This is a genomic window from Curtobacterium sp. 320, from assembly GCF_031455235.1.
GTDB lineage: Bacteria > Actinomycetota > Actinomycetes > Actinomycetales > Microbacteriaceae > Curtobacterium.
The window spans coordinates 123,995-148,813 of record NZ_JAVDSI010000009.1; the positions used below are offsets into that span (position 1 = coordinate 123,995).

At 72.0% G+C, this 24,819-nt stretch carries 24 protein-coding genes and 1 tRNA gene; 12 read left to right on the plus strand and 13 right to left on the minus strand.

Annotated features, from left to right (window positions below):
• Positions 1 to 2: 2 nt before the first annotated feature.
• The gene (locus tag J2X60_RS13300) at positions 3 to 890 is read right to left on the minus strand and encodes a hypothetical protein (protein ID WP_309888110.1); all 888 of its coding nucleotides are present in this window, start codon (positions 888 to 890) and stop codon (positions 3 to 5) included.
• Positions 891 to 1,124: 234 nt separating this feature from the next.
• Between J2X60_RS13300 and J2X60_RS13305 the strand changes: the two genes are divergently transcribed.
• The 6 genes from J2X60_RS13305 (at position 1,125) to J2X60_RS13330 (ending at position 6,815) form a co-directional block, all read left to right on the plus strand.
• Positions 1,125 to 1,880, plus strand: coding sequence for a pseudouridine synthase (locus J2X60_RS13305; RefSeq protein ID WP_309888211.1), 756 nt, complete (start codon positions 1,125 to 1,127; stop codon positions 1,878 to 1,880).
• Between the two features lie 19 nt (positions 1,881 to 1,899).
• Positions 1,900 to 3,024, plus strand: a complete 1,125-nt coding sequence (locus tag J2X60_RS13310; RefSeq protein WP_309888112.1) for a prephenate dehydrogenase — start codon at positions 1,900 to 1,902, stop codon at positions 3,022 to 3,024.
• 167 nt (positions 3,025 to 3,191) lie between these two features.
• Positions 3,192 to 3,875 carry a (d)CMP kinase gene (gene cmk / locus J2X60_RS13315; protein WP_267484435.1) on the plus strand — a complete coding sequence of 228 codons (684 nt, stop codon included), beginning with the start codon at positions 3,192 to 3,194 and terminating at the stop codon, positions 3,873 to 3,875.
• Positions 3,876 to 3,943: 68 nt separating this feature from the next.
• On the plus strand, positions 3,944 to 5,464 hold the full coding sequence (gene der, locus J2X60_RS13320; protein WP_071295441.1) for a ribosome biogenesis GTPase Der: 1,521 nt from the start codon (positions 3,944 to 3,946) through the stop codon (positions 5,462 to 5,464).
• Positions 5,465 to 5,484: 20 nt separating this feature from the next.
• Entirely contained in the window at positions 5,485 to 6,138 is a 654-nt protein-coding gene (locus J2X60_RS13325) for a hypothetical protein (protein WP_309888115.1), read from the plus strand.
• Between the two features lie 137 nt (positions 6,139 to 6,275).
• Positions 6,276 to 6,815 (plus strand): hypothetical protein, encoded by a 540-nt coding sequence (locus J2X60_RS13330; RefSeq protein ID WP_309779100.1) that lies wholly within the window; start codon positions 6,276 to 6,278, stop codon positions 6,813 to 6,815.
• Positions 6,816 to 6,942: 127 nt separating this feature from the next.
• Here the strand turns inward: J2X60_RS13330 and J2X60_RS13335 are convergent, their stop codons facing one another.
• Entirely contained in the window at positions 6,943 to 7,863 is a 921-nt protein-coding gene (locus tag J2X60_RS13335; RefSeq protein ID WP_309888117.1) for a helix-turn-helix transcriptional regulator, read from the minus strand.
• 102 nt (positions 7,864 to 7,965) lie between these two features.
• Here J2X60_RS13335 and J2X60_RS13340 point away from each other — a divergent pair, with 102 nt between their 5' ends.
• Both J2X60_RS13340 and J2X60_RS13345 read left to right on the plus strand, forming a co-directional pair.
• A complete protein-coding gene (locus J2X60_RS13340; RefSeq protein WP_309888119.1) occupies positions 7,966 to 8,835 on the plus strand; it encodes an oxidoreductase in 870 nt (289 codons plus the stop codon).
• 111 nt (positions 8,836 to 8,946) lie between these two features.
• Positions 8,947 to 9,291, plus strand: coding sequence for a hypothetical protein (locus J2X60_RS13345; protein WP_309888121.1), 345 nt, complete (start codon positions 8,947 to 8,949; stop codon positions 9,289 to 9,291).
• Positions 9,292 to 9,299: 8 nt separating this feature from the next.
• Here the strand turns inward: J2X60_RS13345 and J2X60_RS13350 are convergent, their stop codons facing one another.
• Positions 9,300 to 11,438, minus strand: coding sequence for a RecQ family ATP-dependent DNA helicase (locus J2X60_RS13350; RefSeq protein ID WP_309888122.1), 2,139 nt, complete (start codon positions 11,436 to 11,438; stop codon positions 9,300 to 9,302).
• Between the two features lie 62 nt (positions 11,439 to 11,500).
• Positions 11,501 to 13,009 (minus strand): hypothetical protein, encoded by a 1,509-nt coding sequence (locus tag J2X60_RS13355; protein WP_309888125.1) that lies wholly within the window; start codon positions 13,007 to 13,009, stop codon positions 11,501 to 11,503.
• A gap of 189 nt (positions 13,010 to 13,198) precedes the next feature.
• Here J2X60_RS13355 and J2X60_RS13360 point away from each other — a divergent pair.
• Positions 13,199 to 13,272, plus strand: a tRNA-Pro gene (locus J2X60_RS13360).
• On the opposite strand, the gene J2X60_RS13365 is transcribed toward J2X60_RS13360, so the two are convergent.
• The 4 genes from J2X60_RS13365 to J2X60_RS13380 all read right to left on the minus strand — a co-directional run bounded on the left by J2X60_RS13365 (position 13,254) and on the right by J2X60_RS13380 (position 16,607).
• The gene (locus J2X60_RS13365) at positions 13,254 to 13,907 is read right to left on the minus strand and encodes a hypothetical protein (protein ID WP_309888127.1); all 654 of its coding nucleotides are present in this window, start codon (positions 13,905 to 13,907) and stop codon (positions 13,254 to 13,256) included. The two genes, J2X60_RS13360 and J2X60_RS13365, sit on opposite strands and share 19 nt — an antisense overlap.
• 71 nt (positions 13,908 to 13,978) lie before the next feature.
• The gene (locus tag J2X60_RS13370; RefSeq protein WP_309888129.1) at positions 13,979 to 14,575 is read right to left on the minus strand and encodes a hypothetical protein; all 597 of its coding nucleotides are present in this window, start codon (positions 14,573 to 14,575) and stop codon (positions 13,979 to 13,981) included.
• Between the two features lie 97 nt (positions 14,576 to 14,672).
• Positions 14,673 to 15,704, minus strand: coding sequence for an LLM class flavin-dependent oxidoreductase (locus J2X60_RS13375; protein WP_309888131.1), 1,032 nt, complete (start codon positions 15,702 to 15,704; stop codon positions 14,673 to 14,675).
• Between the two features lie 57 nt (positions 15,705 to 15,761).
• Positions 15,762 to 16,607 carry a hypothetical protein gene (locus J2X60_RS13380; protein ID WP_309888133.1) on the minus strand — a complete coding sequence of 282 codons (846 nt, stop codon included), beginning with the start codon at positions 16,605 to 16,607 and terminating at the stop codon, positions 15,762 to 15,764.
• A 235-nt stretch (positions 16,608 to 16,842) separates the two neighbouring features.
• Here J2X60_RS13380 and J2X60_RS13385 point away from each other — a divergent pair, with 235 nt between their 5' ends.
• Entirely contained in the window at positions 16,843 to 17,952 is a 1,110-nt protein-coding gene (locus tag J2X60_RS13385; protein WP_309888140.1) for an acyl-CoA desaturase, read from the plus strand.
• A gap of 14 nt (positions 17,953 to 17,966) precedes the next feature.
• Entirely contained in the window at positions 17,967 to 18,179 is a 213-nt protein-coding gene (locus J2X60_RS13390; protein WP_070419121.1) for a cold-shock protein, read from the plus strand.
• 70 nt (positions 18,180 to 18,249) lie between these two features.
• Here J2X60_RS13390 and J2X60_RS13395 read toward each other — a convergent pair whose 3' ends face one another.
• The gene (locus J2X60_RS13395) at positions 18,250 to 19,206 is read right to left on the minus strand and encodes a zinc-binding dehydrogenase (protein ID WP_309888143.1); all 957 of its coding nucleotides are present in this window, start codon (positions 19,204 to 19,206) and stop codon (positions 18,250 to 18,252) included.
• 49 nt (positions 19,207 to 19,255) lie between these two features.
• Between J2X60_RS13395 and J2X60_RS13400 the strand changes: the two genes are divergently transcribed.
• Positions 19,256 to 19,888, plus strand: coding sequence for a helix-turn-helix domain-containing protein (locus J2X60_RS13400; protein ID WP_309888145.1), 633 nt, complete (start codon positions 19,256 to 19,258; stop codon positions 19,886 to 19,888).
• 132 nt (positions 19,889 to 20,020) lie between these two features.
• Here the strand turns inward: J2X60_RS13400 and J2X60_RS13405 are convergent, their stop codons facing one another.
• The 4 genes from J2X60_RS13405 to melA form a co-directional block, all read right to left on the minus strand.
• On the minus strand, positions 20,021 to 20,899 hold the full coding sequence (locus tag J2X60_RS13405) for a carbohydrate ABC transporter permease (protein WP_309888147.1): 879 nt from the start codon (positions 20,897 to 20,899) through the stop codon (positions 20,021 to 20,023).
• The gene (locus J2X60_RS13410; protein ID WP_309888149.1) at positions 20,899 to 21,858 is read right to left on the minus strand and encodes a sugar ABC transporter permease; all 960 of its coding nucleotides are present in this window, start codon (positions 21,856 to 21,858) and stop codon (positions 20,899 to 20,901) included. The genes J2X60_RS13405 and J2X60_RS13410 overlap by 1 nt, the downstream gene beginning before the upstream one ends.
• Entirely contained in the window at positions 21,842 to 23,146 is a 1,305-nt protein-coding gene (locus J2X60_RS13415; RefSeq protein WP_071295460.1) for a sugar ABC transporter substrate-binding protein, read from the minus strand. Before J2X60_RS13415 ends, J2X60_RS13410 begins: the two co-directional genes overlap by 17 nt.
• 127 nt (positions 23,147 to 23,273) lie before the next feature.
• On the minus strand, positions 23,274 to 24,698 hold the full coding sequence (gene melA, locus J2X60_RS13420) for an alpha-galactosidase (RefSeq protein WP_309888151.1): 1,425 nt from the start codon (positions 24,696 to 24,698) through the stop codon (positions 23,274 to 23,276).
• Positions 24,699 to 24,819: the final 121 nt, after the last annotated feature.

Genomic DNA, 24,819 nt, shown 5'->3' on the forward strand with positions numbered 1-24,819 from the left:
CGTCACGCGACCGCACCGCAGGCTCCGGCCGTGCGGGTGGCCGGTCCGAGAGCGCTGGTCGCGACGAGCGCGGAGGCTACCGCGGGCGTGACGAGCGTCCTGCTTCCGGTGGGTACCGGGGCCGTGACGAGCGTCCGTCCTCCGGTGGTGGGTACCGGGGTCGTGACGACCGTGCGGGGTCCGGCCGGCGTGACGACGACCGTGGGGGCTACCGCGGCCGTGACGACCGTCCGTCGAGCGGCGGCGGGTACCGCGGTCGTGACGACCGTCCGTCGAGCGGCGGCGGGTACCGCGGCCGTGACGAGCGTCCGGCGTCCGGTGGTGGGTACCGGGGTCGTGACGACCGCCGTGATGCTCCGCGCCGTGACGATGACCGCGGCGGGTACCGCGGCCGCGACGACCGTCCGGCGTCCGGTGGTGGGTACCGGGGTCGTGACGACCGCCGGGATGCCCCGCGCCGTGACGACGATCGTGGAGGCTACCGCGGGCGTGACGAGCGTCCCGCGTCCGGTGGTGGGTACCGGGGTCGTGACGACCGCCGTGATGCCCCGCGCCGTGACGACGACCGCGGCGGGTACCGCGGCCGTGACGAGCGTCCCGCGTCCGGCGGCGGGTACCGGGGTCGCGACGACCGCGGGGGAGACCGGGGTCGGTTCGTCGGCCGCGAGGACGACCGCCGCGGCAGCGACCGCGGCGGGTTCAACCGCCGTGACGACGACCGCGGCGGGTACCAGGGTCGTGACGAGCGCCCCGCGTCCGGTGGGTACCGCGGCCGTGACGATCGGCGTGACGACCGTCGTGACGCTCCCCGACGCGACGACGACCGCCGCCGCGACCCGGCCCGCGAGGACCGCCGCGCCCCCGACGGCCGACCGAGCACGGTGTGGCACAACGGCCGACGCTACGTCGGCGGCACCACCACGGCGCGCAACGGCGACCGGCCCCGGAACACCGGCCCGCGCGGCACCGACCGCCGCACCACCCCGCAGCCCGAGGGTGCCCGCGACCAGCAGGGCCAGCCGCTCGAGGGCACGCCCGAGCGCCCGATCATCCCGGACTGGGACGCGGCGGACGGGACGGCGACCGCCGGGGCCGCGCCGCGCCTCCAGGCAGAGGGGGAGCGCCTGCAGAAGGTGATCGCCGCTGCGGGCGTGGCATCTCGCCGCGTCGCGGAGAACCTGATCGTCGAGGGCCGCGTGACGGTCAACGGCGAGGTCGTCGACGCGCTCGGCCGGCGTGTCGATCCCGAGACCGACCAGATCGCGGTGGACGGCGTCCCGGTGCAGATCGACAGCTCGCGCCGCTACGTGCTGCTCAACAAGCCGACCGGCATGGTCTCCAGCCTGCAGGACGAGCGTGGACGTCGTGACCTCTCCGAGTACGTCGACCGGTACGAGGAGCGCCTGTTCAACGTCGGGCGGCTCGACACCGAGACGTCCGGGCTGCTCGTGCTGACGAACGACGGGGACCTCGCGCACGTCCTGGCGCACCCGTCGTTCGGGGTGACGAAGACGTACATCGCGAAGGTGCGCGGCAACGTGAACCCCGCGACGGTGCAGCGGCTGCTCGACGGTGTGGAGCTCGAGGACGGTCCGATCGCGGCCGACAAGGTCCGCCTGCTCGAGTCCTCGCGCGGGGAGTCGCTCGTCGAGGTCACGCTGCACTCCGGTCGCAACCGGATCGTGCGCCGCATGCTCGACGAGGTCGACCACCCCGTCCTCGAACTGGTCCGGCGGTCGTTCGGGCCGCTGCACCTCGGGTCCCTGCCGATCGGCAAGACCCGGGAGCTGTCGACGGTCGAGCTCGGTTCGCTCCTCCGCATCGCCCGTGAGGCGAAGGGTTCTCCCCAGGCCTCGGACGGCGAAGAGTCCTCGGACTGACGATCGGTAGGCTTGCGGGGTGACCGACGCCACCACCCCGCTCGCCGAACCGGCCATCGACCGGCGGCTCCGGGGACCCGTGCGGATCGTCGGCGCGGGCCTGCTCGGCGCGTCCATCGGCCTGGCGCTGCGTGAGAAGGGTGTCGAGGTCGTCCTCGACGACGTCTCGCCCGCAGCCCTGGCGCTCGCCGTCGACTACGGCGCCGGGCGTCGACCGGCTCCCGGTGACCGTCCGGAACTCGTGGTCGTGGCGGTTCCCCCGGACGTCGTGGCGGCGGTCGTCGAGCGTGAGCTCGCGGCGTTCCCCGATGCCGTGGTGACCGACGTGGCGAGCGTGAAGTCGGGGCCGCTCGCCTCGCTCCGGGCAGCCGGCGCCGACATCTCGCGCTACATCGGCTCGCACCCCATGGCGGGCCGCGAACGCAGCGGGCCGACCGCCGCGCGCGCCGATCTCTTCCTCGGACAGCCGTGGGTGATCGCCGGGCACGACGACATCACGTACCAGCGTGCCGCCGTGGTGGAAGACCTGGCGCTCGACGTCGGCGCGACCGTGGTCCCGATGGAACCGGAGTCGCACGACCTCGCGGTGGCCTACGTCTCGCACGCGCCGCAGCTGGTGTCCACGTTGATGGCCTCACGGCTGCGGGACGCCCCCGACGGCTCGCTCGGCCTCGCGGGCGGCGGCATTCGTGACGTGACCCGCATCGCCGCGAGCGACCCGGGGCTCTGGGTGCAGATCATCGGTGCGAACGCGTCGCGCATCCGGCCGGTGCTCGCGGACCTCCGCGACGACCTCGACCGGGTGCTCGCCGCACTCGACGACCCGACCGCGCCCGGTTCGCCCCGCGCCCTCGCCGAGACCATCGCTGCGGGCAACCGCGGCGTCGAACGGCTGCCGGGCAAGCACGGCACCACCAAGCGCTTCGCCCAGGTGGTCGTCCTCGTCGACGACACCCCGGGCCAGATCGCCGCGCTCCTCACGTTCATCGGGGAGATCGGCATCAACCTCGAGGACATGCGCCTCGAGCACTCACCGGGCGCGCAGATCGGCATCGTCGAGGTGTCGGTCGTGCCCGAGCAGGAACAGCGACTCGTCGACGAACTCGAGGGTCGCGGATGGAGGATCGCAGCAGCATGGGCCTGAACAACGACGACTCCGGCGTGACCGGTGGACCCGACGGACCCGACACCGGGCTGCCCACGCCCGGCGACCAGCCCGGCCCGATCGGCGGCGCCGGCGGTGCGGGTGGCGGTCTCGACGGGCAGGGTGGCGGCGAGCCCGGCTCGACGCGCGACCCCCTGCCGGCCGGACTGCCGGACGGCGCCTTCGTCGCGAAGTTCGTGATCGCGGTCGACGGTCCCGCGGGCAGCGGCAAGTCGAGCGTGTCCCGTGCCGCGGCGCGCGCGCTCGGCTTCGGCTACCAGGACACCGGTGCCGCCTACCGTGCGCTCGCCTGGCACGCCCTGCAGCAGCAGGTCGACCTCGACGACGCCGCCGCGGTCCTGGCGAGCTGGGACACCTTCGACTACGAGATCGGCACCGACCCGGACGCCTACTTCGTCCAGGTGAACGGCACCGACGTCACCGACGCGATCCGCACGCCCGAGGTCACCGCCGCGGTCGCCCACATCGCGAAGCTGCCCGAGGTCCGGCAGCGGCTCGTGCAGCTCTTCCGGAACGTGATGCGCAAGGCCGAGGGCCGGGGCATCATCACCGAGGGGCGTGACATCACCACGGTCGTCGCGCCCGACGCCGAAGTCCGGATCCTCCTCACGGCCGACGAGTCCGTTAGAATGGCTCGGCGCTCGGCTGAGGTCACCACCCAGTCGGCCGCCGAGACCTCCGCCGCACTCGCTCGTCGCGACGCGGCGGACGCGAAGGTCGTCGACTTCATGAACGCCGCCGACGGCGTCACGACGCTCGACTCCACCGACCTCGACTTCGACCAGACCGTGCAAGCGGTCGTCGACCTGGCCCGCGCGACCGGGCACTGACCACCAGGGCCACGCGCGGCCACGCACTGACAACACGCGGCCGAAGGGTCGCCGGCAAGGACACCCACATGGCGCAGCTGGACAACCCAGAACACGACGACTTCCCCGAGTACGACGACGCCCTCGGCGAGCGGATCGCCGGGCTCGACGAAGCCGAGGCCGAGCAGCGGGCGAACGCGCTCCGCGCCGGGCTCGAGGACTACGAGCTCGACGAAGAGGACGTCGCCCTGCTCGAAGCCGGGCAGCTCGGCGAGGACGGCATCACCTACCTGCCGGCCTACCCGGTGCTCGCGATCGTCGGGCGACCGAACGTCGGCAAGTCGCAGCTGGTCAACCGCATCCTCGGTCGCCGCGAAGCCGTCGTGCAGGACACCCCCGGTGTCACGCGTGACCGCGTCGCCTACAAGGCGGAGTGGAACGACAAGCGCTTCACCCTCGTCGACACCGGCGGGTGGGAGCCCGACGCCAAGGGCATCAACGCCTCCGTCGCCGCCCAGGCCGAGGTCGCGATCGACCTCGCCGACGCGGTGCTCTTCGTCGTGGACGTCACGGTCGGCATCACCGCCACCGACGAGCACGTCGTGAAGATGCTCCGCGGCACCGACCGTCCGGTCATCGTCGTCGCGAACAAGTCGGACGACGACCGGCGCGACCTCGACGCCTACGAGCTCTGGAACCTCGGTCTGGGGCAGCCGTACCCGGTGTCGGCGCTGCACGGTCGTGGCGTCGCCGACCTCCTCGACCTCATCATCAAGACGCTCCCCGACACCTCTGCCGTCGCCAAGCAGGAGGTCGGCGGACCCCGTCGCGTCGCGATCCTCGGCCGTCCGAACGTCGGCAAGAGCTCGCTCCTGAACAAGGCCGCCGGCGAAGAGCGCGTCGTCGTCAACGAGCTGTCGGGGACGACCCGCGACCCGGTGGACGAGCAGATCGAGCTCGGCGGCCGTGTCTGGCGCTTCGTCGACACCGCCGGCATCCGCAAGCGCGTGCACCTGCAGCAGGGGGCCGACTTCTACGCCTCGCTCCGCACGACGGCAGCGCTCGAGAAGGCCGAGGTCGCCGTGGTCGTCCTCGACGTCACCGAGCCGATCTCCGTGCAGGACCTCCGCATCATCGACCTCGTCCTCGAGTCCGGTCGCGCGCTGGTGCTGGCCTACAACAAGTGGGACCTGCTCGACGACGACCGCCGCCGCTACCTCGAGCGCGAGATCGAGCAGGACCTCGCGCACGTGGCATGGGCACCGCGCGTCAACATCTCCGCACGCACCGGTCGCCACCTCGAGAAGCTCGTGCCGGCCCTCGAGACCGCGCTCGACTCGTGGGACACCCGCATCCCGACGGGCAAGGTCAACGCCTTCATCGCCGAGCTCGTGCAGGAGCACCCGCACCCGGTCCGCGGTGGCAAGCAGCCCCGCATCCTGTTCGGGACCCAGGCGTCGAGCCAGCCGCCGACGTTCGTGCTGTTCACGACGGGCTTCCTCGACCCGCAGTACCGACGCTTCATCACGCGTCGACTGCGCGAGGTCTGGGGCTTCTCGGGTACGCCGATCAACGTCAACATGCGGGTGCGCGAGCGCCGCAAGCGCTGAGGTCGATCAGGGGATCCGACATGACGAGGGCGAGTCGACGATGGCTGTTCGCAGCGGTCGCTCTGCTCGCCCTCGTCGCGGTCCTGGTCGCTTGGCGCGCCATCCAGACCGAGCGTGGCATCGACGCTGCGGAGCCGGTCGCGACGACGACCTCGCTCGCCGAACAGGGTCTGCAGGGCGGCACGCTCGTGTCCCCGTCTAACACGCTCGGCGCCCCGGTCCCCGAGCCCGCCACGGATGACCATGCCGACGGATCGCCCATCGACGCGTGGTGGCGGCGCGTCCCGCCGGTGGCCGGCGACCTCGTCCCGATCGCTCCGATCGACGGGATCGCCTCGGGACACGACCGGTCCGCCTCGGGACACGTCCGGATCGCACGCGCCGGGGAGCACCTGCTCGTCAGGATCACGGACCTCCGGGTGGCGTCCTCCGACACGGAGCTGCCAGGGGTCCGGGTGATGCTCTCCGAGGGCACGGTCGTCGGCGCGCGGCCCGGGCTCTGGACGGGGCACGAGGACGACGACGACCTCGGCACGATCCCGTCCGACGTCGGGACGATCACCTTCGACCTCGAAGCGCCCCGCGGGATCCCGGACCCGGTGCGCTCGCTCGTCCTGCTGGACCCCGACTCCGGTGCGGTCCTGGGGGGAGCTGCGCTTCTACCGACCGACTGAGGCGTCGCCGGTCTGGAGGCGCGGTGCCGGTTCGCGCCGCGGGACACGGCAGGGTGGCGCGGTGCCGGTTCGTGCCGCGGGACACGGCAGGGTGGTGCGGTGCCGGATCGCGCCGCCGGATACGGCACCATGGGAGGGTGACGCAGCAGAACGCCGGGCTCGGTGCCCTCGCCGACCGCCTGTGGTGCCGTCTGCACCTCGATCGACTGGCCGGCGGCCGCCAGGCGGACTACGTCATCCGCGAGGACATGCTCGACCACCCCGAGACCGTCCGCTCCTTCCGGTGGATCCGGTGGCTGCTCGTCGCCGAGACCGTCGTCGGCCTGACGGCGATCGTCGTGGCGATCCTCCTGACGAACGCCGGGCAGACGGTCCCCTGGGCGGTGTGGTTCCGTGCGACCGTCGTCTTGCTCATCACGCTGACGCTCTACGTGTTCGCGTGGCGGGCGCAGCTCGGGTACTACTGGGCGTACCAGCGGCTGCGGTTGTTCAGCCGGATCTTCCCGGTCGTGACGCTCGTGATCGCGGCGATCCCGGGGCTCTACCCGTTCTGGATGGTGATCGAGCAGATCGTGTTCTCGCTGCTGATGATCGGCATCGGGGACGTGCTGACGACCGACCACATGCGGGCCGCGTTCCCGAAGCCGGCGCGGCGCTCGGGGCCTGCGGCGGGCTGAGGGGGCGGTGGCGGCGCGCGGTATTGGCGCTGGGTGGTGCCGAGCCGATGCGACATCGTCGACGTCGTTCGACACCGGTGATGTCGCTCGTTGCGGACGCGCACCGTTGCACGCGCGGGAGAACGACTCAGTCGAGGTCGTACGACGTCGACGATGTCGTTCCGAGTCGGCCCGCCGCCCCGCCCGCGCCGCCCGCCGCTCCGCCCGCAGCCCCCGCGGCCAGGCTCCCGAGCAGCGCCAGCGCCGCCGCCGAGGGCGACCCAGGCTCGGCGTGGTGCAGCACCAGCAGCTGCCCGTCCGTCCCGCCGATGCCGAGCTTCTCCCGCCGGAGCTCGAGTTCGCCCACCTCCGGGTGCCACATCCGCACGGTGCCCCCGGCGAGCGGTCGGACGTCGTGTCGCGCCCACAACCGACGGAAGTCCTCGCTGCCGAGCGACAGCTCCCCGACGAGCGACGTGATCGACGGGTCGACCACATCGGTCCCGATGGAGGACCGGAACGCGGCGACCATGCCGCCCATCTGCTGCTCCCAGTCCGGGTAGCGCTCCCGCTCGGTGCTGCTGAGGAACATCGTGCGCAGCCGGTTCTCGCCCGCGCGCATCCCCGGGGCCAGTGCAGACGCGAGCGGGTTCGCGGCGAGGACGTCGAACGCGCGGTTCTCGACGAAGGCGGGCAACCCGACGACCTCGAGCAACTGCAGCGTGCCGGTCGGGACCCTGTCACCGCGGCCTCCCCGGGATCCCCTGGCACGGTCGGGCGCAGCCGCACCCGATCCGGACGCGCTGGCGAGACCCCGCAGGTACGCGGTCGCCGTGGCATCGAGTCCGAGCACCCGCGCGATCGCGTCGAGCACCTGTGCCGAGGGGTTCCGATCGCGGCCCTGTTCGAGACGCAGGTAGTAGTCCGCGCTGATCCCGGCGAGCGTCGCCACTTCCTCGCGGCGCAGCCCCGGCGTTCGCCGCACACCGGTGACCCGCAGCCCGGCGTCCTCCGGGCGGACGAGTGCCCGTCTCGCCCGGAGGTACTCGCCGAGGGTGTTGTCGCTCATCCCTCGATGCTACGGACCGACCGCGATCCGATCCTGGTCCCCGCGGTCCCAGGGGCGAGGGGGTCCTGTCCGTCTCGGAGGACCAGGAGCATCGTGGTGGACATGACCGACACCACCCTCCCCGGCGGCTCCTTCCGCCTCGCCGACGACCTCGACCTCACCCGCGTCGGGTACGGCGCCATGCAGCTCGCGGGCCCCGGCGTCTTCGGGCCGCCCACCGACCGCGACGAAGCGATCCGCGTCCTCCGCACCGTCGTCGACCTCGGGATCACCCACATCGACACGGCCGACTTCTACGGCCCGCAGGTCACGAACGAGGTCATCCGCGAGGCCCTCCAGCCCTACGCCGACGGCCTGCACATCGTGACGAAGGTCGGTGCCCGGCGTGACGCAGACGGCGGCTGGCCGCACGCCCGCGAGCCGCACGAGCTCGTCGAGCAGGTGCACGACAACCTGCGCAACCTCGGGCTCGAGCAGCTCGACGTGGTGAACCTCCGCGTCGGCGGGTTCGACGCCCCGGAGCCGGGCAGCCTCGCGCCGCAGTTCGAAGCGCTCGCCGAACTCCGGCAGCAGGGACTCATCAAGCACCTCGGGCTGTCGACCGTGAACGCCGAGCAACTCGCCGAGGCGCAGTCGATCGCCCCCGTCGTCTGCGTGCAGAACTTCTACAACGTCGCCCGCCGCGAGGACGACGCGATGGTCGACAGCACGGCAGCGCAGGGCATCGCCTACGTGCCGTACTTCCCGCTCGGCGGCTTCTCGCCGCTGCAGTCCGGTGCGCTCGACGCCGTCGCGGAGCGGCTCGGAGTGTCACGCCTGACCGTGGCGCTGTCGTGGCTGCTCCAGCGCTCGCCGAACATGCTCCTCATCCCCGGGACCTCGTCCGTCGCGCACCTGCGCGACAACGTCGCCTCGGCAGGCTTCGCCCTGCCGTCCGACGCGCTCGCCGAGCTGGACGCGATCGGCGCCTGAGCCGCGGGCCGGGGCGGACTGGGAGGCGCGGTGCCGGCCCGCACCGCGCCTCCAGTGTGCGACGATGACCGCCGGGGCGGCGCCCGACGCGGCGTCCGGGGGGAGTCCGACATGTCCGCACGGTCGTCCGGTGACCGCACCACCGTCGGCGCGAGCAGCTGGTGGCTCGCCGCGCCAGGGGCCGCCGCACTGATCGCCGGCGTCGCACACGCGGTCGGCCTGGCGCGCGTGTTCACCGAGGGGTTCCCACCGCGGTGGGTGGTGACGGGGATCGTCTCGCTCGCCGCGCTCCTCGCCACGGTGGTGGCCCTGTTCCGGGTGCCCGGGCCGCGTCCGGCGGCGGTCGTCGTCGCAGCGGCCGGGTTGTTCGTGGCCGGCGGGACGCTCCTGGTCGACGCGGCCGTCGTCGTCTTCCTGCAGTGGGTTGCCGACGGCCTGAGCAACCCGGACGGCTGACGCCGGGGTCAGGCGACCGTGGCCAACGCGAACGGGAGCACGGCCGACGCCCCCGCGCGCCGCAGCTCCCGCCCCGCGACGGTCATCGTCCACCGGCTGTCGACGAGGTCGTCCACGAGCAGCACCGGCCCCTCGTGCGACTGCAGGGCGGCCCCGAGCGCAGGATCGACCACGAACGTGTCCCACACCCCCGACAACCGGTAGGCGCTGTTCGTCGCACCGTCGCCGCGCGGCGTCCCACCGTTCCGACCGAGGGTGCCCAGGAACTGCAACCGCCCGATCGAGGACAGTGCCTGCGCGAGCGACCCGACGAGTTCGGGCCGTGACCGCGACGACATCGCGACGACCCCGGTCGGACGGGTCTCCCACGGCCAGTCCTTGAGCGCACGGACGCACCCGTCGACGAGCTCCCGCGAGATCGGGGCATCGGGAACCCCCGGTGCGAAGAGGGCACGGAGCGGCCCACCCCACCCGAGGTCGGTGAGCCGGGCGACGGCGCGTCCGGGCTGGACGAGCTCGTCGGCGCCGATCTTGCCGCGCACGGGGACGCCGAGCGACGACATGCCCGACGGCCACTGGGCGCGCGGGGCGATCTCGACCCCGACCTTGTCGAGCGCCGCGGCGGCACCCGAGGCGTCCGACGACGACACCGACGTCGGGTACCAGGCGTCGGTGCAGTTGTCGCAGCGACCGCACGGTTCGGCCGACGGGTCGTCGAGGTCCTGCTGCAGGAGCTGCATGCGGCACTGCGACGTGGACTCGTAGTCGAGCATCGAGGCGGCCTCGGCAGCGCGGGCTGCGGCGACCCGCTCGTAGCGGGGCGCGTCGTACTCCCACGGCTGCCCGGTGGCGACCCACCCGCCGGCGACGCGCTGGACGGCGCCGTCGACGTCGAGCACCTTGAGCAGGAGTTCGAGGGTGGAGCGCTTGATGTCGACCAGTCCCTCGAGGGCGACGGTCGACATCGCGGAGCCACGGGACAGCGCGTGCAGCACCGCGGACGCCCGGGACTCGGTCGGCATCGAGGCGCTCGCGAAGTACTGCCAGATCTCTTGGTCTTCGCGCCCGGGCAGCAGGAGCACGTCGGCGTTGTCGGTGGCGCGACCGGCGCGACCGATCTGCTGGTAGTACGCCACGGGGGAGGACGGCGCCCCGACGTGGACGACGAAGCCCAGGTCCGGCTTGTCGAACCCCATCCCGAGCGCACTCGTCGCGACGAGGGCCTTCAGCTCGTTGCCCTTGAGCTGCTGCTCGAGCTGCTCGCGCTCGTCGGTGTCGGTGCGCCCGGTGTACGCGCGGACCGCGTACCCGTTGTCGCGCAGGAGCCGGGCGATGTCCTCGGCTGCCGAGACGGTGAGCGTGTAGATGATGCCGCTGCCCGGCAGGTCGCCGAGGTGCGCGAGCAACCAGCCGAGCCGCTGTCGAGCGTCGGGGAGCGACAGCACGCCGAGCCGCAGCGAGGCCCGCGCGAGGGACCCGCGGATGGTGAACACGGGGTCGTCGGGGCCGGCGGTCAGCTGCTCGGCGACGTCCTCGACCACGCGCTCGTTCGCCGTCGCGGTGGTGGCGAGCACGGGCACGCCGTGGGGGAGCGACCGGATGAGCTCGGCCAGCCGGCGGTAGTCCGGCCGGAAGTCGTGCCCCCAGTCGGAGATGCAGTGCGCCTCGTCGACGACGAGCATGCCCATGCGGGCGATGAGCGTCGGCAGCTGTTCGTCGCGGAACCTCGGGTTGTTGAGCCGCTCGGGGGAGACGAGCAGGACGTCCACCTCGTCGCGGGCGAGCGCCGCCTGCGTCTCGCCCCACTCGTGCGCGTTCGCCGAGTTGATCGACACCGCACGCACCCCGGCCCGGGCAGCCGCGGCGACCTGGTCGCGCATGAGTGCGAGCAGCGGCGACACGAGCACGGTCGGGCCGCCCCCGCGTCGCCGGAGCAGCAGGGTCGCGAGGAAGTACACGGCGGACTTCCCCCACCCGGTGCGCTGCACCACGAGGGCGCGCTGCCGGTGCTCGACCAGCGCCGAGATCGCCTCGAGCTGCCCGGGGTGGAACACCGCGTCGGGCCGCCCGGTCAGGGCGTGCAGCGCCTCCTGCGCCTCCGCAGCGATCGCGGGGGACGGCGGAGCAGGTGGTGGGGCAACAGACATGACCCCATGCTGTCAGCACCGACCGACGAAACCCGACCCGCGCCTCCAGTCTGTGGAAAACGCTACTGGTACGTGATCAGCGACGGTGTCGGCGCCACGTCCGCCATGGTCTGCTGCGGCGTCAGCATCGGCTGGTCCTCGTCGTAGAAGTTCTTCCATCCCCAATGGATGCCCTCGGGCGCCCCGACGTGCAGCGCCTTCCACGTCGCCTGCTTGTCCGGCTGCGACCCCTGCCCGTCGACGTGCACGAGCATGTCGAGCTCGGGGTGCTGCTCGAGCGACGCGCGGTCCTGGATCATCGACAGCCGGAACTGGTGGAGCACGAACGCCTTCGGGGGGAGCCCCTTCGAGCGGACCAGGTCCGCGAGCCACGAGGACACCTCGTTCACCTCGGAGGCCTTCACACTCCCGATCTGCTCGAGCGGGACCTGGTCGTGCCCGAGCCGCCACTCGGGGTCGAGCGCCAGCCACACGCCCGGCTTCGACAGCAGCGACTCGTACCGCTTCGCCTGCGACAGGAAGTCCGCGCGCCCCGGCTGGAGGTCGAGGATCACGGGCATCCCGGCGTCGTGCGCGGCATCGACGTAGGGCTCGAGGGTCGACACGGGCAGCTCGGTCGAGTAGTCCCCGTCCGCGCCGGCGTCCCCGGCGGCGACGGTCGCGATGACCTCCATCGCGGGTGTGATCGGCACGTCGCCGAGCCCCTTGTACGACGCCGCGACGGACTTCGCGCGCTGCACCGTCGCCGTCGGGTCCTGCTCGCCGAGGACGCCGAGCGCGGGCGCCCCCGGCGCGCCGTAGAGCGCCACGTACCGGTGGCCATCGAACGGCCGCTGACCGCCGTCGGGCAGCTGCCACCCGTTCTCTGCGGCGCGGACGGTCCACTCCGGGTCCGGCAGGTCGGCGAACGCCGCCCCCACCAGCACCGTCGGGTGGTCGCTCCGCTCGTGCAGTGCGGTCACGACGTCCGGCGCGGCCGCGGGGTCCGTCACACCGTCCGGCATCGTCACGACGCGGGCACCTGCCGCCTTCGCGGTCGCCACGGATGCGGCGTCGGCGGTCGCGTCCGCCACGACGACGGTGGCCTGCCTGGAGGCGCGGCTCGGCTCCGGCGCGTCCCCGCCGTCCGGCGCGTCCTGCTCGGGGACGTCTGTGTCGATCGCGACGTCGCCCTCGGCCTGGTACCAGCGGGCGCCGAGGCGCTCGAGTTCGTGCGCCGCCGGCGACCCGTCCTTCGCCGTCGACTCGTCCCGTGCCGTCGCCTCGTCCTTCCCGGTGAGGAGGACCGGGACGTGGGCCGCCTCGGCGGCGCTCGCCGCGGACCGCACGGCGTCGGCGTCGTCGGCGGGCGCGACGACGGCTCCGGGAGCGGACGCGAACAGCGCGCGGCTCGTGCGGACGGACCGCTCGACGGCGTCGGACTGGGCCGCGACCGAGACGGTCTTCCCGGTCGCCTTCGCCAGGGTCGCCCGGGTCGGGCCTTCCTGCGAGCCCGTGCACCCGGCGGCTCCGAGCAACAGGCCGGCTGCTGCGAGTGCGAGGAGGACACGGGAGGTGGGACCGGAACGCATCGGGCCACCCTACGAGCCGGGCGGCGGGGACCCTGGGAATCCGACGGGTGTCGTGTGGAGCCGCAACGCGCTGGAGCGACTCGCGCGGGACGACACCGCGTGGCGCGGGAGGGGGCTGGCGTCCGCTATGCTGGTCGGGTTGCTCCGCGCTCCGGTCGGACGCGGGCGACGTGGGTCCCTCGGGGCTCGCGGGCTGTGGCGCAGCTTGGTAGCGCACTTGACTGGGGGTCAAGGGGTCGCAGGTTCAAATCCTGTCAGCCCGACCGGAAAGCCCCGACGGAACGCTGGTTCCGTCGGGGCTTCTGCGTTGGCGGGCGTGCCAGGCCCGCGATCTGGGAGCTGGCCATCGGACCGGGCGACCGTCAGGACGAGCGCGACGTGCCCGAGCTGCGCGCCGCGGGCCGGCCTCCCCTTGCCCGGCCGCTGCGACCGAAGCCTCTGCCGGCTGCCGAGCAGCGAGGTAGCTGAGCGTGCCGTCGAGCAGATCAATGAGGTCGGCCGCAGACGCCTCGGCGAAGTCGATCTCCGCGATTGCCTGGAACCGGAGCGTCCCGTCCCCGTAGAAGGCCGGCCGCGTGCGGTTCCGGTTGTCCCGTTGCCACTTCCCGTTCTCCAACTGGACGTCGACGAAGCCGTGCACGATCACCGGCTCCCACTCGCCGCGCGGCTCCGGACGGCTGGATCGGGTGCGGCTCAGGAGCGATGCCAGGTCCGGGCGATCGGCCTCGAAGTGCGCTCGGAGGCTCGCAGCGTCGAGCGAGTCGGCCATGCTCGTGGCGAGGTCGTACGCCGCACGGCGTAACTCCTCGTCCTCTCGCTTGCCGGGCCGCGGGTCGAAGTCCACGCCGAACCGGAGTTCTCCACCGGACTTGGTCTCCCACCACCGGACTTCAGCCATGAAGGTCCGGTCCTTCCCTTCGCCACGGATCGGTGTCCACCCTACGACGAGCGGGATCCCACCGCCGGCGGTCACCCCGCCGCCCGCCAACCGACCTCGCGAGCGAAGATCCTCGGCGATACGTCGCGTGGCGACGCGCGCGAGGAACTTCTGGTCGAGACTGGCGACCGGTCGGCTGCGCCCCGCGGCGCGAACACGCCGGAGATCGATCGGTCCCAGGTGCTGACGGTCGCCGCCGTCTCGACCGCGAGCGCTCGGGCGAGCGGGTCCTCGGTCCCCGACCACCGCGCGAGCAGGTCGGCGAGGCTGATGAAGGTCCAGCTGGGCGCGTCGGCGCCCACTCGGTGCCGGTCAGCGTCGAGGGCGGCGAGGTACAGGTCGGGGCGGGGTTGCAACGCCTCGTACTTCCCCTGCTGTTCGGCACTCATGATGTGTCCGAGCTTCACCTCGATGACCGCTGTCCGCCCGCCCGCGGTGAGCAGCAGGTCCGCCCGGTTCGCGTTCGATGCCTCGCGCGTGACCTCGTCCGGGATGAACCCGACGACGCCCTCCCACGGTGACGGATCCCGGTCACTCAAGAGCTGGATGATGTCGGACACGGTCGTCTCCTGCGCGAGCAGGCGACCGAGCCCCCGGTTCTGGACCCACGGTCGGATGTTGTTCCCCACGACGAAAGAATGGCGGGGGACCGACACGGTACCGGTTCGCCGCGCCGGACGGACCCCGGATGTGACCAAAGCAAGGGGTCGACCGCGAACGACGGGGTCAGCGACCGCCACCCGCCCCCGGCGCCCACCCGAGCTCCGGCCCGAGCCGCTCGGCCATGTCCGTGATGATCTGCGCGTAGTCCTCCGCCTCGAACGAGAACGGCAGCGCGAACGCGACCTCGGTGGACACCTGATACCCGGCGTCCGCGCGCAGCCGATCAGCGATCTCGGCCGACGTCCCGACCAGGTCGGCGGCGAAGAGCAGCTTCCCGGGCCCCATCGGCACCCCGACACGGCCAGACCGACCCTCGACGTACGAGCGGTACCGAGCCACCTGCGAGGGTGTCGCGGTGTCGGTGGGGATCACGACGAGGCCCTGCGAGACGCGGGCGGTCCCAGGGGACGGGTGCGCCTCGAGGTACGCATCGATCTGGGCGCGCTGGTTCGTCGCGAAGTCCGTGCCGATCTCGCTCCGCGTCACGCTCGAGGTGAGCAGGTGGAACCCGTTCTGCGCCGCCCACACGGCGGACCTCGTGCTCCCCGTGCCGTACCAGAGCCGGTCGGCGAGGCCGGGGCTCTGCGGCTGGACGGTCGTGGCGAACTCCTCGATGCCGCGCTGCTCGGCGACCTCGACGACCGGGTCGCCGCGGACGAGGTTGCGGAAGCGCAGGAGGCGGGCCTCGCTGAAGTCCTCCTGCTCGGCGGTGTCCGGGTACAGCGCCTCCCGGTAGAGGTCGTAGTTCATGGGCGTGCCCGACGAGAAGCCGGGGTTGAGCCGACCGCCGAGGAGCACGTCGACCGTCGCCAGGTCCTCTGCCAGTCGGAACGGGTTCTCGGCGCCGATCGGCGTGACGGCCGTCCCGAGCGCGATCCGGGAGGTCCGCTGTGAGGCTGCGGCCATCACCGCGACGGGGGAGGAGATGCCGTGCTGCAGGTGTCGGTGCCGCAGCCACGCGCTGTCGAAGCCCAGGGCCTCGGCGCGCTCGATGACCCGGAGCGTCTCCTCGTGACCGAGTCGGGGCCGTGCCGGGTCGAACGACCCGATGGTGAGGAAGCCGAGGCGTTCGAGGGGACGTCCGTCGAGGGGCATGCGTCGATCGTCGCAGACGAACCGGTGCGAGGGGCGTCGGCGGTCGTGTCGGGTGGGTCAGGGGACGCGGACGGTCCGGCACCCGAGGTCGATGCCGCTCGTGCCCCAGTAGGGGTCGGCCGCGGTGACGCACACCCGGTGTGCCCCCGACGCCGCCCGGACGACCCCTCGGAAGCCGTGGTCGCCGGTCACGTGCAGCGCGCGGTCGACGTCGGCGCGCGGCCTCGTCGTGGTCAGCAGCGCCGCCTGGGTGCCGTCGACGTCCACGGCGACGTCCATCGGGTCGGCGGCGCGCTCGACGTCGACCGCCCAGCCCGACACCGTGACGCCACCCGTGGTGCCCGCAGCGCCGTCGAACGCGCCGTGGGTCGGGACGATCGTGGTGCCGCTGATCCGACTGTCGTACGGCACTTCGGGATCGGACGTGCCGCGCACGGCCTGGAACTCCCAGCCCGTCAAGCGTGTGGTCCGGGTGTCCCATACCTGCCGCGCCGTGGTCGTCATCGTCACGGAAGCGCCGGGGCGGAGCGCGGGCAGGGTGCAGGTCGTCACACGGGTGACGGTGTCGACCGTGCAGCGGCCGGAGGAGCTCGAGACGGCGACGTGGTCGAAGGCGCGCAACGACGCCTTGTCCGGTGGGTTGGTACCGGTGTCGTAGGCGAAGCGGAGCCGGACCGGCCCCGCCGTGGCCGCGGTCCCGACGTCCTGCACCGTGAAGGCCCACTTCGCCGTGTCGTGGAACGCCACCTGGGTGGTGTCGACGGCGTCGATCTGGAGCCCGGCGGGGTCGTCGGCCGCAGTCGCCGCGACGGGGGCAGCGAGTGCGCCGAACGGGACGGCGAGGCCCATGAGGACGACCATCGACAGAGCGACGCGTCGGGAACGTGTGGACTTGACGGGCATCGGCGCCTCCTCGTCGGGTGCGACGAACGCTACGGCGCAGGTGCAGTGCTGTCCGGCGTGGACCGTGAGAGCTGGCTCAGCCCCCGACGCACCCGGGACACCGCGCACTCCCACCGACGCAAACCGGACTCCCAGGCGAACACGCATGTTCTGCCCCTAGTGTCGCGCCAAGCGCAAACGCGTGAACTCACTCGCATTGGTTGAAGGACCGATCCGTAACGGAAGGTCGGTCCTCATGACCACCACTCCGCTCGCACCGGGTTACACCCGCACCCGTCCCGCAACAGGTCCCCGCAAGGGCACCTCGACCTACTCCGCGCTGCTGGCGCAGGTGAAGGACGACGGCCTCCTGCGCCGCCGCACCGGTTTCTACTGGTCCCTGTTCGGAACCCTCATCGGCTCCCTCGCCCTCGCCTGGGTCGCGTTCGCGTTCCTCGGCGACTCGTGGTTCCAGCTCATCGTCGCCGGAGCCCTCGGCGTCCTCTTCACGCAGTTCGCGTTCCTCTCGCACGAGGCCGCGCACCGCCAGGTCTTCGCCTCGCAGAAGTGGAACGACCACGCCGGCCGCTGGCTCGGCACGTTCATGGTCGGCCTCAGCTACTCGTGGTGGATGAACAAGCACACCCGCCACCACGGCAACCCGAACACCGTCGGCAAGGACCCGGACATCGCGCCGGACGGCATCCGCTTCCTGCCGGAGGACGCCGCGTCGGTGAAGGGCCCGCTCATGACGACGTTCATGCGCTTCCAGGGCTGGCTGTTCTTCCCCCTCCTCACGCTCGAGGGCCTGAACCTGCACCGCTACGCCGTGATGAGCATCGTCACGGGCAACGGCACGAAGGCCGACGTGAAGCACCGCTGGCTCGAGGCCGGCCTGCTCGTCGCCCGCTTCGGCATCTACCTGACCATCGTGTTCTGGTTCCTGCCGTTCGGCATGGCCTGCGCGTTCCTCGGGGTCCAGCTCGCCGTCTTCGGCGTGATGATGGGCGCCTCGTTCGCCCCGAACCACAAGGGCATGCCGACCATCGCGCACGACGCCAAGGTCGACTTCTTCTCGCGCCAGGTCCGCACCTCCCGCAACATCCGCGGTGGCTGGTGGGTCTCGTTCCTCATGGGCGGCCTGAACTACCAGGTGGAGCACCACCTGTTCCCGTCGATGCCGCGTCCGGCGCTGAAGCAGGCCCGCCTGCTCGTCCGCGACCACTGCGACACGCTCGACGTGCCCTACACCGAGACCACCCTGCTGCGCTCGTACGGCATCGTCGTCCGGTACCTCAACCGGGTCGGGCTCGCCGCTCGTGACCCGTTCGCCTGCCCGATGGTCGCGCAACTGCGCATCCACTGAGAGGGGTGGCTCTGATGCCCACCGGAACCGTCAAGTGGTTCGACAACAACAAGGGGTTCGGCTTCATCACCCCGGACGACGGGTCGGACGACCTGTTCGCCCACTTCTCCAGCATCGTCGCGTCGACGGGCCTGCGCTCGCTCGAGGACACCGACCACGTCCGCTACGTGGTCGGCCCCGGCAAGAAGGGTCCGCAGGCCGACGAGATCTCCGTGATCCGCGGCTGACGTCACCAGGTGACGGACGGGAGGCGCGGTGCCAGCTGGCACCGCGCCTCCCGTCCTTCCATGACGGGGATCAGGGCGTCAGGACGATCCGTCCGAAGACCTCGCCGTCGTCCATGCGGCGGTGCGCTTCCGCAGCGTCTGCGAGCGGCAGCACCGCGTCGACGACCGGGGACAGGGTCCCCGCGGCGGCCGCGCGGAACAGCTCCGTCCGCGCCGACGCCAGGGCGTCGCGCGGCACGGAGTCGAGACTGAAGGTCGCGACCGACCGCGACTGCTGGAAGCCGCGGAGCAGGTGCGCACCGAAGTCCGCCGGCGGCATGCCGGCCACGGCGCCGACGAGGACGAGTCGTCCGTTCGGCGCCAGGCGGTCGATGAACGCGGGCATCGCAGGGCCGCCCACGACGTCGATGACCACGTCGTAGGACTCCGGCCCGTCGCCCGCGCCCTGCCGGTCGAGCACGTGGGTGGCGCCGAACCCGCGCAGCCGGTCGCCTCGCTCGGCCGAACCCGTCGTCACCGCGACCGCCGCGGCACCGGCCTGTGCGGCGAGCTCGACGGCGGCGATCCCGATGCTGCCGGCGGCTCCGCGTACCAGCACCCGTTCGCCCGGGGCGAGGTGCGCGGTCGCCAGCGCGAACCGGGCGACCGGGGCGGCCGAGCCCAGGGCGACGGCGTCCACGGCGTCGAACCCGTCCTCGAGCGGTGTGAGGTCCCCGGTCCCGGCGACGACCCGTTCGGCGTACGCGCCACCGACGCCCGTGAACGCCCAGACCCGGCGGCCGAGCCAGTCTGCGTCCCGCTCGTCCCCGACGGCGACGACGCGCCCGGCGACCTCGCTGCCCGGGACGTACCCGGGCTCGAGGCCGGCGCGCGCGATGGTCCCGCGCCGGATGACGGCGTCCACGCCGCCGACGCCGATCGCCTCGACGTCGACGATGACCTGGCCGGGCGCGGCGACCGGTTCGGGGAGCTCGGTGGGGACGAGGCCGTCCGGCGGACCGAAGGACTCGATGGTGACTGCGTGCATGCTCGCGACGCTAACGGACGCCCGCGTCCACTTGGCTAAAGTGGGAGCGATGACCGACGAGACGTCTCACCTCCGATCCGACGCCCGCGAGAACCGTGACCGCGTGCTGCAGGCCGCTCGCGAGCTGTTCGGCGCGCGCGGCCTCGACGTGACGATGCGCGACGTCGCCCGGCACGCGGGGGTCGGGCCGGCGACGCTCTACCGGCGGTTCCCGACCCGGCAGGACCTCGTCGACGCCGCGTTCGAGGACGAGCTCGAACTCTGCCGGAGCATCGTCCTCGAGGGTGCAGCGCTCTCGGACCCCTGGCTGGGCCTGCGTTCCGTCGTCAAGCGGACCGTCGAGTTGAACGCCCGCAACCAGGGCTTCGTCGATGCGCTCGTCGCGGCGGGCCAGGTGTCCGACCGGCTCGCCCGGCACCGCGCCGAGCTCCTGCACGCGATGGCGGGCCTGGCGTTGCGAGCCAAGGCCGCGGGGCGGTTGCGGTCGGACTTCGTCGTCGACGACCTGCTCCTCGTGCTGCTCGCGGCGCGGGGGCTGGGCGGGGACGACCCGGCCGAGCGACTCGGTGCCGCGCGGCGGTTCGCCGCGCTCGCACTCGACTCCTTCCGGGCGTCGGCCACGAACGAGCGGCTGCCCGAGCCCGCTCGCGTCGTGGGGGCCGTGCTCCGCACCGCGGTGTGACCGTGCTGCCGTCCGGACCTCCCCGTCGTTCGTTCCCGCTACGGGTGCGCTGGCATGTCGAAACGGGCGTACCTGGTCGAAAGAATCGACCAGGTACGCCCGTTCCGACCAGGTACGCCCGCGCGCCGCGGCCTACTTGATCCCCGTCGAGGCGATGCCCTGCACGAACTGCCGCTGGAACGCCAGGAACACCACGAGCAGCGGCAGCACCGTCACCGTGGCGATCGCCATCACGGCACCCCACGGCGAACTGAACGCCGGGTTGTTCGTCAGCGTCGAGAGCGCGACCGGCACCGTGAGGTTCTCGTTCCCCTGCAGCACGACGAGCGGCCAGAGGAAGTCGTTCCACCGGGTCATGAACCCGAGGATCACGAGCACTCCGACGAGGGGACCGCAGGTCGGCAGCACGACCCGGAAGAAGGCCTGGAACTCGCCGGCGCCGTCGAGCCGCGCGGCCTCCATCAGGGCGTCCGGCACCCCGAGCATGAACTGCCGGGCGATGAAGATCCCGACCACGTCGAACACCGTCGGCAGGATGACCGCCCAGGGGGAGTCGACGAGCCCGATCTTCGCGACGACGAGGAAGCTCGGCACGAGGGTGACCTGGATCGGGATCATGATCGTGACGAGGAACGCCGAGTAGAGCAGCCCCCGCCCGACGAACCGGAACTTCGCCAGGGCGTACCCGGCCATCAGCGAGACGACGACGCTCAGCGCGGTGCCGACACTGGTGATGAGCGCGGAGTTCCCGAGCCACCGCCAGACCGGCTGCGTGCTGAACACCTGCGTGTAGTTCTCGAAGGTCGGCCGGGTCGGGAAGAGCGAGAACGTGCCGCTCTGCGACTGGCCGCCAGGGGTGAGCGCGGAGACGACCATCCAGTACAGCGGGAAGACCATCAGGATCGCCAGCGCGGTGAGTCCGGCGACGAGCACCCAGCGGCCCGGGCGCGGCTTCCGCCGCGCGGCGGTCGGACGGGAGGCGCGGGTCGACCCCGCAACGGACAGTGCCATCAGATGGCCTCCTCTGCCTTCTTGTTGGCCCGCTGCCGGAGCAGCGTGAACACGAGCAGGATCGCGACGAGCACCAGCCCGAGCGCCGCGGCGTACCCCATCCGCGCGTCGATGAACGCGGACCGGAACACGTACTGGATGAGCACCGTGGTGGAGAAGCCGGGGCCGCCGCCGGTCATCACGTAGATGACGTCGAACGCCTGCAGCGAGAACACCACGTTGAGGATGAGCAGGATCGACGTCGTCGGTCGCAGGAGCGGCCACGTGATCGTCCGGAACCGCACCCACCGCGAGGCACCGTCGATCGCGGCTGCCTCCTTGAGCTCGGCGGGCACGGACTGCAGCGCGCCGAGGTAGATCACCATGCAGAACCCGATCCGGGTCCACACGACGACGATCACCAGGGACGCCATCGCCCAGCCGGGCGCGGTCAGCCAGGGCACGCGGCCGAGACCGAGCGCCTCGAGCAGGTTGTTCACGACGCCGTAGTCACCGTTGAAGATCCACGACATGATGACCCCGACCACGACGCCGGCGGCGACCATCGGCACGAAGAAGAGCGCACGGAACACCGAACGCCCGGGCAGCGGTCGGTTCAGCGCCACCGCCAGGGCGAGGCCGATCGCCATCGCGGTCGGGACGGTCCCGATCGTGAAGACGAGCGTGTTCCGCAGCGCCGTCCCGATCAACGGGTCAGAGCCCATGTCGACGAAGTTCTTCCCGCCGACCCAGGTGCCGTCACCGAGCGAGGTGCTCGAGTCCTGGAAGCTCAGGGCGATCGCGGTCACGATCGGGATGAGCGAGAAGCCGAGGAACAGCAGCGCCGCGGGGCCGACGAACACCCAGGGGACGAACCGGCCCTGGCGTCGTCGTGCGGCACCGCCGGCGGGGAGCCCACCGGTGGGCGGTGCGGTCGACGCCGTGGTCCGGACCGGCGCGGTCTCAGTTCGCAGTGACACTGCGCATCGCCTCCATCATCTGGCTCGAGGCCTCCTTCGGGCTGAGCTGCCCGAGCAGGCACAGGTCGAGGTAGTCGGCGAACACCGCGTTGAGCGACGAGAAGTACTGCCCGCTCTCGGCCTTCACCATCGACAGCGGGATGGTCGACCCCTGGTCGATGAACCGCTGCATGGTGTCCGAGTTCGCGGCGTACCCGATGTCCGCCGCGTCGAGGGACTCGCGGGCGGGCAGCCAGTTGCCGTCGTGGCAGAACTGCTGCATCTTCGGCCGCGAGGTGATCATCGCGACGAGTTCGGCCGCGAGCTCGGGGTGCTTGCTCGACTTCGTGACGGCGAGGGCGTTGCCGCCGAGGTCGCTCGCCTCACCCACGTTGCGGATCATCGGCGCCGTGCCCCAGTTGTCCCGCATGTCGGTGTCGAGCTGCACGATGGACTCCGGGTTGTTGAGCATCATGCCGATCTGCCCCGTCAGGAACAGGTTGCGGGAGACGTCCCCGCCGCCGCTCTTCGACAGGTTGCCGGTGGTGGCGAGGCCGTCGGCGTACCACTTGCGTCCGAACGCCAGGGCGTCGATCGCCTCGGGGGTGTCCATCGACGGGGTGGCACCGTCCTCGCCGAGGAACGCGCCCCCGTTCTGGTAGACGAACGGCAGCCACCGGTATGCGGTCTCCGGCGCGGACCAGCCGTACCCGAACGCGTACTTGCCGGTGACCTGCTTGACCTCCTTCGCGACGTCGAGGAACTCGTCCCACGTCCACGCGTCCGCGAGGCTCTCCGGCGGAGTGACCCCGATCCGGTCCATGACCTCGCGGTTGTAGTAGGTGATGAAGTTGTCGGTGTGCTGGAAGACGCCGTACACACCGTCGTCCCGGGCACCGATCGCCCAGAACGGCGTGCTGTAGTCCTGCTGGTAGTCCTTCGGGATCGAGCCGGAGATGTCGACGAGGCTGCCGTTCGCCGCGTACCGGCCGATCTGCTGCGGGGTGATCCGGATGACGTCGGGCGCGAGGTCCGCGGCGAGCCGGGTGATGAACCACTGGTGGAACTGGCCCGTGGTGACCTCGACGGCGACGCTGGTGCCGGGGTGCGCCGCGACGAACTCGTCGGCGATCTGCTGGTAGCTCGTGATGTCGGTCGGGATGTTCCAGGTCGACAGGCGGATGTGCTTCGTGCCGCCGTGGGCAGCGGTGCCCTGGCCGGCGCAGGCGGCGAGTGCGCCGGCCATCGAGATGCCGGCCAGCGCGAGGAACCCGCGTCGGGCCAGCTGGGTGGGTGGTCGGGTCGGCATGGTCCTCTCCTTCGAGGTCGTGGTGCCGTGGTGGTCCAGGAGGCGCGGTGCACGTCCCGGGGTCCGGGTGCGTCCGTGACGGGGCCGGGTCGCGCGGTGGACCCGGCCCCGTCGGCGGACGGGGCGGTCAGACGAGGGCGGGTCGCGCCTCCTGGACGGCACCCTGCTCGGCCGGAGCCGCGGTCGCCGGACGCAGCGACTCCGGGAGCAGCGCGGCGTGCGCGTGCAGCAGCTCGTCGGTCATCTCGGCGATCCGGTCGAGCGTGAGGTGCGCCGCGGTGAGGGGGTCGAGCGCGACCGCGTGGTGGACGTGCTCGACGCTGCCGGTCAGCGCCGCGCGGACGGCCAGCGTCTGCACGTTCGTGTTCGTCCGGTTGATCGCCGCGAGCTGCGGGGGGAGTTCGCCGAACGAGATCGGGGTGACGCCGTTGCCGTCGGCCAGGCAGGCGACCTCGACGCAGGCGTCCGACGGCAGGTTGGCGATCACGCCGGTGCGGTTCGGGACGTTGCCGTAGACCACCGCGGGGACGCCGGTGACGATCGCGTTGACGATGCTCGCGCCGTACTCGACCGACGGGGACAGGTCCGCCTTGAGCTTCTCGAGCTGCTGGTCGACGTCGCCCTGCTCGTCGTGGGCGAGGCAGATCTCGTAGTAGTCCCAGCGCTCCGGGATGTACTCGAGCACCGTCTCCGGGTCCTTGCGGAAGTACGGCACGTACTCGCTCGCGTGGTGGCTCGACTCGGTCTCGAAGTACCCGAACGACCGCATCAGCTGCGTGCGGACCTGCTCGTTGCCGCCCTCGTAGTTGCTCGCCGCCGCAGCCGCCTCGCTGTGGTCGCCGTCGTCGTCGTGCAGGTCGGCCGCCGCGACGCCGCGCCGGTGTTTCGCGGTCATCACCTCGCGGAGGCGCGGGTACAGGTCCTCGCCGTTCCGCCGCTTGAACTCGAGGATCCAGGCCTGGTGGTTGATGCCGGCGCTGACGTACTCGACCTCGTCGTACGGCACGTCCAGGGTCCGGGCGAGCATGCGCGTGGTGCCCTGCACGCTGTGGCAGAGGCCGACCGTGCGCAGGCCCTTCGCGTTGAGGAACGCCGTGGCCATCGCCATCGGGTTCGCGTAGTTGATGAACTGGGCGTCCGGGCAGAGCTCGAGCGCGTCGCGGGCGATGTCCTCGTAGGCGCGCACGGAGCGCAGGAAGCGGAACACGCCGCCGGGTCCCACGGTGTCGCCGACGGCCTGGTCGATGCCGTACTTCCGGGGGATCTCCACGTCCCACTTGTACGACTCCACGCCGCCGACCTGGAACGTGATGATGACGACGTCCGCGCCGGCGAGGGCCTCGCGGCGGTCGGTGGTCTCGAGGACCTCGGTGCCGAGGCCGTGGTGGGCGACGAGCTCGCGGGCAGCGCTCGCGGTGCGGGCGACCCTGCCCGCGTCGAGGTCCATGAGGTGCAGCGTCGCGCCCTGCAGCGCGGGGAAGGAGACGAGGTCGCCGATGAGGCGGAACGGGAAGACGAAGCCGCCGGCGCCGATGATGGTGATCTTGGTCATGCAACGACGGTAGGAAGCGGGGGCGGGTGCGGGCCTCCGGCTTCGGACGGCGGGGTTCCAGGATCCTCGGATGGGCCCGCTCGGGTCGCTGTCGGGCCCGGGGGTCGCTGTCGGGCAAGGA